The organism is Stenotrophomonas sp. NA06056, from assembly GCF_013364355.1.
Lineage (GTDB): Bacteria > Pseudomonadota > Gammaproteobacteria > Xanthomonadales > Xanthomonadaceae > Stenotrophomonas.
In genome coordinates this window covers 2,684,895-2,695,107 of sequence record NZ_CP054931.1, presented here as the reverse complement: position 1 = coordinate 2,695,107, position 10,213 = coordinate 2,684,895, and the positions used below count along the sequence as shown (strand labels likewise).

Below are 10,213 nucleotides of genomic sequence, written 5' to 3'. Positions count from 1 at the left end.
AAACTGTTGTGAAATGGCTGGTGTGTGTCCCGGGCTTCCGGTATCATGACGGCTTATGCGGGAATAGCTCAGTTGGTAGAGCGCAACCTTGCCAAGGTTGAGGTCGCGAGTTCGAGTCTCGTTTCCCGCTCCATGTTCGGACAGGCCCCATCGCGGGGTTTTGTCATATCAGGGGCGTCGTTCCTGATCGCAGTACGTTGGCCTCATGGCAGAGTGGCTATGCACCGGATTGCAAATCCGTTTACAGCGGTTCGATTCCGCTTGAGGCCTCCAATTGAAAAGCCCTGACCTCGGTCAGGGCTTTTTCTTTGCCTGGCGTTCGGCAACCTTGTGTCGAATCCCTGATTCGGGCCTGAAATCATTGGTCTGCCAGCGGTTGTCGGGTGGCGAACCCGCGTTGAAAAATACGTGTGACTTGAAGATTTCTGCGAGAAGAACGCCGTGTTTGCGGCGTCCTTCCTGGGGAAGTGACGGCCATCACTCGGATCGAGAAAGGTGTGCCTCACCAGAGGCCGGCTGAATCGCTCGATACGCCTGCCGCTCACCCGCCCCAATGACTACGTTCTGAGAAGTAGCGCTGGACCCGCAAAACCCGCCAGTCGTCTCCAATCGCAAGAAGTGGCCGCCCGGAGTGACGTGCAACGTTGCGCTCTCGCTGGACCTGATTGATATCACCTTCGCGTTGTCCAAGAAAAGCAGGTACGCGCAGGCGGATCCTTTCACACCCTGATCCCTTGTTACGACGATCTGCGCGGATCGCTCAGCACTCGGCTCCAGGAGATTCGGAAGGAAAACGCGCTCCGCGGGGATTGGATGTTCCCGACCCGACTCGACCGCAGTAGTCGAACAGCCCATCAACGTTCCCAACAGCGCCAAGCAAGCAACACGCTTCTTCATGACCCGTCCCTGTTTAGTGGCGTTGGACATTAGCACGCAGTACGGGGAATCGGCAGCGACCTATCGCCGAGCAACTGCAGGTCTGGGTTCGATCACTGCCCCCGCTTGTTGAGGCCAGCACAGCGAAGAAGACTAGTCGCTCCAACTTAATCAAGGCATTGGTGTCTCCTGATCTTCGCTTGACGCTCAACGCCGTCCTTCGGGACTTCGGCGTCATCGACGTCGCCGGCTGCGGCAGGGCTTTTTCTTTGCGCGAAATCCGGCACCGGCAGGCTGTACCAAAATGCACATGCGACCCGGCGAGGGCGGCTGCTAACTTCGCCGCACTTCTCTTCAGCAGTGGTGGCCGCAGTGCGAAACCTGGCGATCCAGCAGGCCGTGTACCTCCCCCTCGGTGCCATGCTGGCCCTGATCGCCTTTGCATTCAGCGTGCCCGGTTACCACCCGCTCTCGCAGCACCTCAGCGAGCTGGGCCTGATGCCGGGGCTGCCGGCCAAGGCGGTGCAGGTCGGCCCGATGGTCAGTGGCTTGGCCATCATCCTCTTCAGCCTCGCGTTGCTCGCCCACGGCCGCCGTTTCGCGCTCACTGTGCTCACCTCCAGCCTGTTCGGGGTGTCCATGGTCAGCAATGGCGTCTTCACCACGGGCAGCCCGCTGCATGGCCTCTATGGCATCGGCATCTTCTCGATCCTGACCCCGCTGCCGTTCCTCGCAGAGCTGGGCCCACAGGCGTCAACGCGCGTGGCATGGTTTGCGCGCGCCAGCTCGCTGCTGGGCATGGCTTATCTGTGGCTGATGATGTCCGGCTTCGATCCGGAGCCCTATCGCGGCCTCACCCAGCGCCTTGCGCTGCTACCCGCGTTCGGCTGGTACACCCTGGCGGCGCTGGAGCTGCGTTCATTCCGGCGCTGATTTGCCGGGCGTGAGGGCATTTGCCCGGACGCACGATCAGTCGTAGCGTATGGCCAAACGGGCCGAAGGGCCCCGGACAGGAGGTCTGGCATGAACATGAAACCTGGCATCGCGCTGGCGCTGCTGCTGGTCGCGCCGCTGGCGTCGGCGCAGGTCTACAAGTGCAAGGGTGCGTCCGGTGAGACCGTCTACTCGCAGAACGCCTGTACCGCGGGCGCGGAGCCGATGAAGCTGCGTTCCAATCGCGCGGCATCGCAATCGGTTGGCGAGCTTACCAACCGCACCGCGGTCTACCGCACTGCCGAAATGAATGACGCCGGCATTGCCGAGCGCAACTGCCTGCAGAGCGAACAGTCGCGCATCTATGGCCCATTCGAATCGCGCAGCCAGGCGGTCAATCAACAAGTGGCCGATCTGAACCGGCAACTGGCTGCTGCCGGCAGCAATCTGGCCGGCGCCACCAGCGAATCCGGCATCCGTGCGCAGATCTCCAGCCTGCAACAGTCGTTGAGCTTGGAGCGCACCTCGGCCGATAGCCAGATGTCGACGGCCCGCGAGCGCTGTTCGAGCGCGCGCCGTGAACGCGAAAAAGAGGTGCACGAGAAGTACTCGAACGCGCCAGCGTCTTCTTCCTGATCGCAGGTGTCATGCAGGTAGCTGCGAAGGGGTGTCAGCACGGAAGTTGCGTGCCACCGGCGTGGTGATGCCCACATAGTGACGGAACAAGTAGATCAGCGGTGCCCAGCGCTGCACGTCGATGTGCTGGGTACCTGCAACGGTGATCGCCTCGTGTGCATGCACCCGGCAGATCTGTCCCTCTATGATCATGAAACCCTGATCCGGTGTTCCGCTGGGTCGATGCGAGGCAAGCAGCGCGACCTCCACCTGCAGCGGGCATTCGGCGATCGCCGGCGGTGCAACCCGCACCGAGTCGACGCGGCTGAAGCCGCCCAGTGCGAATTTGTCACGCACATGCACGTAACCCATATCACGTTTCGAATCGGGCACGGGGCTGCGCGCGGTGGCACGGGCGATGGCTTCAACCTGTGCCGCCTGCGTGGCATCGGCGAAGTTCAGCACGCATTCGCCACGTGCCAGAAGATTGCTGCAGCCCTGGCCCTGTTCGCCGATGCCGAGCACCACGCGGTCGGCCAGCGCCCAGAACGAAGAAAGCGGACTGATGTTCGCACTGCCGTCTTCATTCAGCGTGGTCATCAGCACCACAGGCGTTCCCGGGTAGAGGACGGAAGGGGTGATGCAGCGGCGTTGAGTGTCGTTCGATGGCATGCCTGAACTCATGGGTTGCGGGCGGTCACTGTGCTCTGTGCAAGAGCGCGGAAGCTTCGATCCAGGTCGAACAATGCATGGCGGGTGGCATGCCACAATGCGGTCATGGTCCAGACCTCCCGCGCTTTCATCACTGTCGGCACATTGGTCGGTGACCACGCACGCGCGGCCATGCTGGTGGCGTTGATGGACGGCTGCGCCCACACGGCATCCGAACTGGCTGGCGTTGCTGGCATCTCGCCGCAGACCGCAAGCACTCATCTGCGGAGGTTGCTGGACGGCGGCATCCTGGCCGTGGCGGTACAGGGACGGCACCGTTATCACCGGCTCGCTTCGAGCGAGGTCGCTGACATGCTGGAAGGCATCCTGCGTTTCAGCGATCAACGGCCACCGCTCTCGCCACGCACCGTTCGGGTCGATGCCGGCTTCCGTCGGGCGCGCACGTGCTATCGGCATCTGGCTGGTGAATACGCCGTTGCCATCTCCGATCATCTGCTTGCCATCGGAGCGATAGTCGCGGCCGCAGACCATTGGCAGATGACGGCTCATGGCGCCGACGTCCTGCGCGCCGTGGGCGAGCCGCTGGCAGCGCTGATCGAGCGATCGCCGCGGGTGACGCCAGAGCGCTACTGCCGAGGGTGCCTGGACTGTACCGAGCGCCGTCCGCATATGGCCGGCATGGTCGGCGAAGCGCTGCTGGAGAGTTTCCTGCAGAACCGCTGGCTGCGTCGCCTTGAAGGCCGGCGCGACCTTGGGATCACGCCGGCCGGGCAGGCGGCCTTCCGCAGGTTGTTCGATGTAGGCGCCTGAGACCCGCCATGCGCTCCTGTCAGTCTCAGCCGGCCACGACATGGCGACGGGGTATGGTCGGAGTCCTGGTCTTCGGGAGCAGCAATGGCAGGCAAGGACATGAGGGGCTGCATGCACGATGCAGCTGGCGGGCAATGAGCAGATCCACCGCAGATGTGCGCTGGCTTACATTCCGGCTGAAGAACGGGCAGTCCATCGGCCCCGATCAACTGAAGGACGGCTGGGTCCTCGCCTCGGAGAGCCGTCAATGTGATGTGCGCCGGGAACGCATCGAGGGCGCTGGCGTGGTCTATGCGCTGTATGGCCCGCCGGATCTTCCGTCTCCCCGCCGCGCCGAGCTGCGCATGCGCGAGTTCCTCATGCGCTCCGGCTATACCTTCACCATGGGTACGCTCGGCCACTGATGCGGCCGAGTACTCAGCGGGCAGCCGCTGCTGCCTTCAACGCCTCGACCACCTGTGAATCCGTAAAGCTGCAGTGGCCTTCGCCGACCCTCGGCAATACGTGCGGCGATGGCGTCGCGCCTGCGTGCTCTGCCAGTTGTGGGTACACCGACTGCATGCGCGGCACGATGCTTGGGTCATCGTTGTTGAACTGGATCACCAGCGGTCGATTGACCACGCCGGTCAACGCCAGCTTCCCGCGCACATATCGCTGTGCCAGTGGAACCGCTGCGTGCCGTCGCACACCCGCGTTGAATGCATCGTCATCGCCGAATCCACGATAGACCGTCGCAAGGTTGCCGACGGGCATGCCGCCGGCGCGCGTGGCCAGTTCGTGCAGGATCATCGCGTGCAGGCTGATCGTGCCCGGCAGTGCATCGGTGCTTACCTGCAGCCGAGTGGCCAGTTGCGCGGCGACCGCCGGCTGGGCCTGGAGCGCAGCAGCGACGCCTTGATAGAGCGTCATCTGCGGTAGTGCTGCAGCTTCTGCCGAGGCCAGGCCCTGCTGGGGCAATCCCTCGGCTGCGGGGAAGAAATAGTCGAACGCCACCAGTGTGGTCAGCAGATCGTTGGCCAACTGTTCGCCGGGCAGGTTGGCGCCGCACAGCGATACGCCACCGTTGTAATGCTGCGGCAGGCGTTCGAGGGTGGCGATGGCCACCGCGCCGCCCATCGAAAAGCCAAGGATCCAGGTGCGACGCACGTCCTTCAGCTCGGACAGGGCGTGCACGCGCAGGCGTTCCATGTCGTCGATCGCATCCGCCACCGCCCAGCCTTGGCTGGCATAGGCGCTCTGCGCGACGGCGTAGCCTGCTGCAAGCAGGCCGGCGGTGCTGTCGTTGGCCGGCATCGGTGAAGGCCGCGGAACGCCTACCGGTTCATAGCCGTGGGCAAGCATCACCAGTTCACCGTTCCAGCTGACGGGTACGTCCAAGCGCCAGCGTGCACCCTGCAGTTCACCGCTGGTTGTGTACGGTGTGGGACGGGGCACAGCAGGCAGCGCAACATGCGGTAGCAGCAGCGCGGCCGCCAGTGCCAGCCCCTGGAATGCTCGCAGCATTGACGTGGCGGTCGTTGTGGTTGGCATTGGCTTCATCACTTGGCCGTCGTCACACCACAGGGAATGCGATGCATCGGAAAATCCGTCGCCTGGGAAGGGTTGTCGCGCGCGATCGAAATGCGTGCATGGAGGTGCTGGTCGTCAATGCGGCGGTAGCTGATCCGCTGTGGAAAATCATTGCGGGGATTTTCAAACACGGCTTCGTTGCCATCGATGTGCGTGGTGGTGAAGTCGGTAGCGTCACGGCCAGAGGGCAGGGCCGTGAACACCAGGCGACCATCGTCGTGCTGCCGCAACTGCATGAACTCAAATCCGACGGTACGTCCGTCACGCAGGCTGCGGCTGCTGCCCAGCATCGTTCCACCGGCCAGACTCGACCACTGTTCGCCGGCGCCAGCAGGTTGCCCGTCGAGCTGCCAGCAACCGGTCAGCCAGGCCAGGTGCTCGATCGGTTGAGGCGGCCCGGCAGCGTGTGTGCTGGCCGCGACGCATAGCAGCGGCAGCAGACTCAGGGCGGGACGGATCGACATTGCAGCCTCCATGCGCAGGATGTGCCGCTTGTATAGCGCCGCCCCGGCACTGCGGCCAGTGCCGTGCGCGGCAGCACTGAATTCGATACGATCTGGCGCATCTGCACCTGTCCGCTTGATCTGGAGTCCCGTCATGGCCGATCGTCTCGCCATCCTGCTTGAACGCTTCGCGGTCACCGCCTCGGTGTTCCATGCCGGTGCGCTGTGTGGCATCAACAGCCTCGAAGGAGAGGGCGAGGCCGGCCAGCTGCATCTGGTGCGGAGCGGCCCGTTGCAGGTCAGTCATGGGGCGCAGACGGTGCAGGTCGAGGTTCCCAGCCTGCTGCTGTACCCGCGCCCGCTGCCGCACCGCTTCCACACCGATCCGCAGCATGGTGCGGACATGGCCTGTGCCAATCTCCATTTCGAGGGGGGCAGGCTCAACCCGATCAGTGCAGCGCTGCCCGACTTCATCTGCCTGCCATTGGCTGATCTGTACGGCGGCGATGCCGCCTTGGAGCTGCTGTTCGAGGAAGCATTCGAGCAACGCTGCGGGCGCACGGTGATGGTCAACCGTCTATTCGAGGTGGTGATGATCCAGGTGTTGCGACAGTTGATGGAGGGCGGCGAGATGCGCGGCGGCCTGTTCGCCGGGCTGGGCCATCCACGCCTGCGGTTGGCGCTGGTGGCGATGCATGAAGCGCCTGCCCAGGCCTGGACGCTGGAAGATCTGGCTGATGTCGCAGGCATGTCGCGCAGCGTGTTCGCCGCCAGTTTCCGTGAGGCCATGGGCACCACGCCCGGACATTATCTGCAGGGGTGGCGAGTAGGTCTGGCGCAGCAGGCACTGCGCCAGGGCCGACCGTTGAAACGCATCGCCGACGAGGTTGGTTATGGCAGCGAGGCGGCGTTGTCGCGGGCGTTCAAGGCGCACACCGGGCAGTCGCCACGGCAGTGGCGGGAACAGGCCCGCGTTGCTGCCGCCTGAGTGTCACCCCAGCGCGAGCCGGGTCAGCTTCATGCCGGCGAACAGACCGGCCAGGCCAAGGGCGACAGAGCCGCCTGCGTACAGTGCGGCCAGGCCGTGCTGGCCCCGCTGCAGCAACAGGCCGGTTTCCAGCGAGAAGGTGGAGAATGTGGTGTAGCCGCCAAGAATGCCGGTGGCCAGCAGCAGGCGCAGTTGCGGCGACGCGCCGTTGCGCAGGGCAAATGCCTCCACCACCACGCCCATCAGCAAGGCGCCGCTGATGTTGACCAGGAACGTCGACCAGGGCCAGGAGCTGCCAGCGGCGAGGCGGGTGCCGATCAGGTTGCAGGCATGGCGCAGGCAGGCGCCGACACCGCCACCCAGGAATACCAGTACATAGTTGTTCAACGTCTGCATTGCTTGCCTCGAGTGCGTGTTCGCAGGTTCGACGGCGTACGCAATGGCGGGCAGGACCTGCCATCGACGAACGCCGGGTTCGTCGCAGCAGGAGCCATCAGCCATCTCAGGCGGTTATCGGGGGAGCCCCATCCCCATCGACTGCCATGCTACCAGCCTACGATGGGTCAGGGCAGCGCCGTCATCACCACGCGTGCGACCTTGCCGCGGCTGACGCCTTCCATCAGCAGGTCATGGGCCATCAGCCCCAGCGTGGCCTCGCGCCGGTAGCCGACCTCCAGGCCACGCTCGGCCAGGATGTGGGCGACCAGCTCATAGGCCGCTTGCCAGACATCCAGATGGGCTTCGCTGGGCATGTGCATGTAGGCCGTGCCGCGCTCGCCAACACCCCGTCCCAGGGGGCCGAACAGCAACTCCCGAGGGTCCAGCTTCACCGCATCGGCGATGCGGAACAGCTGTTCGGCTTTCACGTGGTTGGCTTTGACGTGGTCGTTGAGCCAGTTGCTGACCGTTGCCGTCGTCGTTTCGGCGGCACGCGCCAGGTCGGCCGGGCGTGCATGCCCGGCGTCCTTCATGGCGACCGCGAGTCGTTGTCCAAGAGTATTCATCTATGCAAGCCAGCTTAACGCGTGGAATCGAAAGAGGCCTTGGCGCAAGAATAAGTTTGATGATGAACGGGATCGAAAATGGACGAATTCTGGAGCAAGCGTCAGGTCCGTACGCGGTTGGGCTTTTCCACCGACGCAGAGCTCGCCAGATTGTTTGGAATCAGCAGATCCGCTGTCTCGCAATGGCCCAGAGGCTTCCCCATCCCGCCGCTGAGGCGTTACATCCTGCAGCAGCGGTACCCCGCCTTGTTCCCGATGGATCAGGACGCGAACGATGAAACAACGTGAGATGCGTCGCGGATTGTCGCAGACAGAGCGCTCCGATCAGTTTGCTAAGTATGCTTAGCAAAATGGGCAGAATCGATGAACGTGCCAGCCGCAATAGCCGGATCTGTGATGGGTACCCTGGTTCGTGGACGAGCAGTGTCGGTATCGGCACGGGGATTCCCGACCCCTGTCGTTGCGGCCTTTCATGAACGATTAATAATTTCAATCGCAAAAGTCGCGCGCTGTAATTGACGTGTCGTGAAATCTATGACTAATTGGCATCAACCGGTTGTGAAGGCCGGGAGTCTTTCAGTAGCTCGCAAGTGAATCGGTCGACCGTCAACGATGCAGAACAAGTCCAACGGAGGTCGTATGGAATACGGCATGCATGGCTTGGCTGAACGGGTACGCCGCGAACTGGAAGCCAGTTACCACAAACACGGATGCGGTCCGGCGTTCTGGGATACCTATCAGCAGGTGCTTGATCGTCTGGTTCCGCAGGGAACCGGGCGCACCGATGTCACCAATGAAATGGCGCTGATCATCGAACAACTGGGCATCGTTCGTCGCGCCCAGCTGGTACCGCCGCGCCCGGGCGACCCGGGCTGACTCAGAACAGGCGCCAGGCGCCACAGACCAACAGTGCCAGCAGCATTGATGCCAGGGCCGTGGTGCGGGGGCGCCACCACCGGCGCGGTTGGCCTGCCATCACCTGCGGGCTGCTATAGCGCACCAGGCCGGGCCCGAAGCCGGCCCGATGCTGCTGTTGGGTGCACGCTTCCAGACAGGCACCGCAGGCCAGGCAGTCGGCCTGTGGGCCATGGCGGATGTCCAGCTGCATCGGGCAGGCGCGCACGCAGGCCATGCAATCGATGCAGTCGCCCAGCCGATCCGCACTGAAGGTGGGCATCGGTCCGGCCAGCAGCGGATGCGCGGCACGGAAAACGTAGTCCTGCGCAGTGGTGGGGTCGAGCAGGCCGCGGCCGCGTCCAAGCACACCGCCCAACGAGGGTGGGCGGACGCCACGCGGTTCGCCGCGGCGGGGGTCATACAACATGCGCGGGGTGTGCGGGTCGGTCAGCAACGGCTGCATGCGCGCGAATGGACAGAGCGATCGGCACACCTGCTCGCGCAGGAACCCGGCATTGCCCCAGGTGGCGCCGGCATAGAACAGCACCCAGAACGTTTCCCAGCCGCTCCAGCGCCCATCGAACGCTCCGGCGACCAGATCGCGGATCGGGCTGAACAGTCCTACGAACGTGATTCCGGTCCACAGCGACAACAGCAACCAGACCACGTGGGTGACCGGCCGTGCCACCTTGGCGGGCAGAACGCGGGCCAGTGCCTGCGCGATTCCATCGAAGGCCCGTGTCCACAGTGTCTGCGGGCAGGCATGTCCACACCATACGCGGCCGGCCAGATGGGTGAGCAGGGCCAGGCTCACCGCCATCACCGCCAGCAGTCCCAGCAGCACGCCGATGTCATCCGGCCACAGGGTCCACGCGAACAGGTCGAAGCGACGCGCGTTGAGGTCCAGCAGCAGGGCCTGTCGGCCATTCCATTGCAGCCACGGCAACGCATGGAACAGGACCAGCAGCGCAACGCCCAGGGCGCGGCGCCACCGCCATGGGCGGGGCGGCGGGGAGGCGGAGATACTCATCCCAGCGGCAGCTCCTCGTCCTCATCGTCGGGCATCGGCCGCAGCAGATAACCGGTCACCGCGCTGGAAAGTGCGGTGACCGCCCAGAACATGAAAAAGCCTGCGGTGTAGCCCAGTTCACGGCTGATGGCTGTGCCCGGGAAACTGATCGCCTGCAGCCGCACGGGATCGACGAAGGCGAAGAACACCACGCAGGCCAGGCCGGCGGCGATGAAGCTGGGCCACAGCACTGCGCCCCACTGTTGGATTCGCCGCTGGCGGCTGGAAAACGGAGTGTTCATGCGGGTTCGGGTCGTAAGAAGAGGGCGGCGCGTATACTTCGCCGTGGTTGGCGCAGCATCCGCAGGGCATGCTTCCTGCAAGCGTGCCAGCCTAG

The 10,213-nt window shown here is 64.0% G+C and carries 14 protein-coding genes, 2 tRNA genes and 1 riboswitch; of the genes, 9 read left to right on the top strand and 7 right to left on the bottom strand.

Annotated elements, in window-relative coordinates:
* The first annotated feature begins 57 nt into the window (after positions 1 to 57).
* From HUT07_RS12055 to HUT07_RS12040, 4 genes are all read left to right on the top strand, one after another.
* Positions 58 to 133 (top strand) — tRNA-Gly (locus tag HUT07_RS12055).
* A 66-nt stretch (positions 134 to 199) separates the two neighbouring features.
* Positions 200 to 273: transfer RNA gene (locus HUT07_RS12050), tRNA-Cys, on the top strand.
* Between the two features lie 975 nt (positions 274 to 1,248).
* Positions 1,249 to 1,809: a DUF998 domain-containing protein gene (locus tag HUT07_RS12045; RefSeq protein ID WP_176021130.1), complete on the top strand. Its 561-nt coding sequence runs from the start codon at positions 1,249 to 1,251 to the stop codon at positions 1,807 to 1,809.
* Between the two features lie 90 nt (positions 1,810 to 1,899).
* Positions 1,900 to 2,445: a DUF4124 domain-containing protein gene (locus HUT07_RS12040; RefSeq protein ID WP_254898855.1), complete on the top strand. Its 546-nt coding sequence runs from the start codon at positions 1,900 to 1,902 to the stop codon at positions 2,443 to 2,445.
* Positions 2,446 to 2,454: 9 nt separating this feature from the next.
* Here the strand turns inward: HUT07_RS12040 and HUT07_RS12035 are convergent, their stop codons facing one another.
* A complete protein-coding gene (locus tag HUT07_RS12035; RefSeq protein WP_176021129.1) occupies positions 2,455 to 3,024 on the bottom strand; it encodes a flavin reductase in 570 nt (189 codons plus the stop codon).
* A gap of 243 nt (positions 3,025 to 3,267) precedes the next feature.
* Here HUT07_RS12035 and HUT07_RS12030 point away from each other — a divergent pair, with 243 nt between their 5' ends.
* Both HUT07_RS12030 and HUT07_RS12025 read left to right on the top strand, forming a co-directional pair.
* Positions 3,268 to 3,906 carry a helix-turn-helix domain-containing protein gene (locus tag HUT07_RS12030; protein WP_254898854.1) on the top strand — a complete coding sequence of 213 codons (639 nt, stop codon included), beginning with the start codon at positions 3,268 to 3,270 and terminating at the stop codon, positions 3,904 to 3,906.
* Positions 3,907 to 4,040: 134 nt separating this feature from the next.
* The gene (locus HUT07_RS12025) at positions 4,041 to 4,310 is read left to right on the top strand and encodes a hypothetical protein (protein ID WP_176021127.1); all 270 of its coding nucleotides are present in this window, start codon (positions 4,041 to 4,043) and stop codon (positions 4,308 to 4,310) included.
* A gap of 13 nt (positions 4,311 to 4,323) precedes the next feature.
* Here the strand turns inward: HUT07_RS12025 and HUT07_RS12020 are convergent, their stop codons facing one another.
* Both HUT07_RS12020 and HUT07_RS12015 read right to left on the bottom strand, forming a co-directional pair.
* Positions 4,324 to 5,409, bottom strand: coding sequence for a hypothetical protein (locus HUT07_RS12020; protein WP_176021126.1), 1,086 nt, complete (start codon positions 5,407 to 5,409; stop codon positions 4,324 to 4,326).
* 35 nt (positions 5,410 to 5,444) lie between these two features.
* Positions 5,445 to 6,116, bottom strand: a complete 672-nt coding sequence (locus tag HUT07_RS12015) for a DUF6265 family protein (protein ID WP_254898853.1) — start codon at positions 6,114 to 6,116, stop codon at positions 5,445 to 5,447.
* On the opposite strand from HUT07_RS12015, the gene HUT07_RS12010 reads away from it, so the two are divergent.
* Positions 6,073 to 6,906, top strand: a complete 834-nt coding sequence (locus tag HUT07_RS12010; RefSeq protein ID WP_176021125.1) for an AraC family transcriptional regulator — start codon at positions 6,073 to 6,075, stop codon at positions 6,904 to 6,906. The genes HUT07_RS12015 and HUT07_RS12010 overlap by 44 nt on opposite strands.
* A 3-nt stretch (positions 6,907 to 6,909) precedes the next feature.
* Here the strand turns inward: HUT07_RS12010 and crcB are convergent, their stop codons facing one another.
* Both crcB and HUT07_RS12000 read right to left on the bottom strand, forming a co-directional pair.
* Positions 6,910 to 7,302: a fluoride efflux transporter CrcB gene (gene crcB, locus HUT07_RS12005; RefSeq protein ID WP_176021124.1), complete on the bottom strand. Its 393-nt coding sequence runs from the start codon at positions 7,300 to 7,302 to the stop codon at positions 6,910 to 6,912.
* Positions 7,303 to 7,383: 81 nt separating this feature from the next.
* Positions 7,384 to 7,447, bottom strand: a riboswitch (Fluoride riboswitch).
* Positions 7,448 to 7,469: 22 nt separating this feature from the next.
* Positions 7,470 to 7,910: a helix-turn-helix domain-containing protein gene (locus tag HUT07_RS12000; RefSeq protein ID WP_223880016.1), complete on the bottom strand. Its 441-nt coding sequence runs from the start codon at positions 7,908 to 7,910 to the stop codon at positions 7,470 to 7,472.
* 78 nt (positions 7,911 to 7,988) lie between these two features.
* Between HUT07_RS12000 and HUT07_RS20460 the strand changes: the two genes are divergently transcribed.
* Together HUT07_RS20460 and HUT07_RS11995 are read left to right on the top strand one after the other, a co-directional pair.
* Complete coding sequence (locus HUT07_RS20460; RefSeq protein WP_254898852.1) at positions 7,989 to 8,198, top strand: Cro/CI family transcriptional regulator; 210 nt, start codon at positions 7,989 to 7,991, stop codon at positions 8,196 to 8,198.
* A 351-nt stretch (positions 8,199 to 8,549) separates the two neighbouring features.
* The gene (locus tag HUT07_RS11995; protein WP_025875165.1) at positions 8,550 to 8,786 is read left to right on the top strand and encodes a hypothetical protein; all 237 of its coding nucleotides are present in this window, start codon (positions 8,550 to 8,552) and stop codon (positions 8,784 to 8,786) included.
* Position 8,787: 1 nt separating this feature from the next.
* On the opposite strand, the gene HUT07_RS11990 is transcribed toward HUT07_RS11995, so the two are convergent.
* Positions 8,788 to 9,837 (bottom strand): 4Fe-4S dicluster domain-containing protein, encoded by a 1,050-nt coding sequence (locus tag HUT07_RS11990; protein ID WP_176021123.1) that lies wholly within the window; start codon positions 9,835 to 9,837, stop codon positions 8,788 to 8,790.
* Positions 9,834 to 10,118 (bottom strand): hypothetical protein, encoded by a 285-nt coding sequence (locus HUT07_RS11985; protein WP_176021122.1) that lies wholly within the window; start codon positions 10,116 to 10,118, stop codon positions 9,834 to 9,836. Before HUT07_RS11985 ends, HUT07_RS11990 begins: the two co-directional genes overlap by 4 nt.
* Positions 10,119 to 10,213 lie beyond the last annotated feature (95 nt).

Excerpts from the sequence above, each read along its gene's own strand:
- HUT07_RS12000 (WP_223880016.1), bottom strand. The coding sequence starts at position 7,910 with ATGAATACTCTTGGACAACGACTCGCGGTCGCCATGAAGGACGCCGGG.
- HUT07_RS12035 (WP_176021129.1), bottom strand. The coding sequence starts at position 3,024 with ATGACCACGCTGAATGAAGACGGCAGTGCGAACATCAGTCCGCTTTCT.
- HUT07_RS12030 (WP_254898854.1), top strand. The coding sequence starts at position 3,268 with ATGCTGGTGGCGTTGATGGACGGCTGCGCCCACACGGCATCCGAACTG.
- HUT07_RS20460 (WP_254898852.1), top strand. The coding sequence starts at position 7,989 with ATGGACGAATTCTGGAGCAAGCGTCAGGTCCGTACGCGGTTGGGCTTT.
- HUT07_RS12020 (WP_176021126.1), bottom strand. The coding sequence starts at position 5,409 with ATGCTGCGAGCATTCCAGGGGCTGGCACTGGCGGCCGCGCTGCTGCTA.
- HUT07_RS12040 (WP_254898855.1), top strand. The coding sequence starts at position 1,900 with ATGAACATGAAACCTGGCATCGCGCTGGCGCTGCTGCTGGTCGCGCCG.
- HUT07_RS12010 (WP_176021125.1), top strand. The coding sequence starts at position 6,073 with ATGGCCGATCGTCTCGCCATCCTGCTTGAACGCTTCGCGGTCACCGCC.
- HUT07_RS11995 (WP_025875165.1), top strand. The coding sequence starts at position 8,550 with ATGGAATACGGCATGCATGGCTTGGCTGAACGGGTACGCCGCGAACTG.
- HUT07_RS11985 (WP_176021122.1), bottom strand. The coding sequence starts at position 10,118 with ATGAACACTCCGTTTTCCAGCCGCCAGCGGCGAATCCAACAGTGGGGC.
- crcB (WP_176021124.1), bottom strand. The coding sequence starts at position 7,302 with ATGCAGACGTTGAACAACTATGTACTGGTATTCCTGGGTGGCGGTGTC.
- HUT07_RS11990 (WP_176021123.1), bottom strand. The coding sequence starts at position 9,837 with ATGAGTATCTCCGCCTCCCCGCCGCCCCGCCCATGGCGGTGGCGCCGC.
- HUT07_RS12025 (WP_176021127.1), top strand. The coding sequence starts at position 4,041 with ATGAGCAGATCCACCGCAGATGTGCGCTGGCTTACATTCCGGCTGAAG.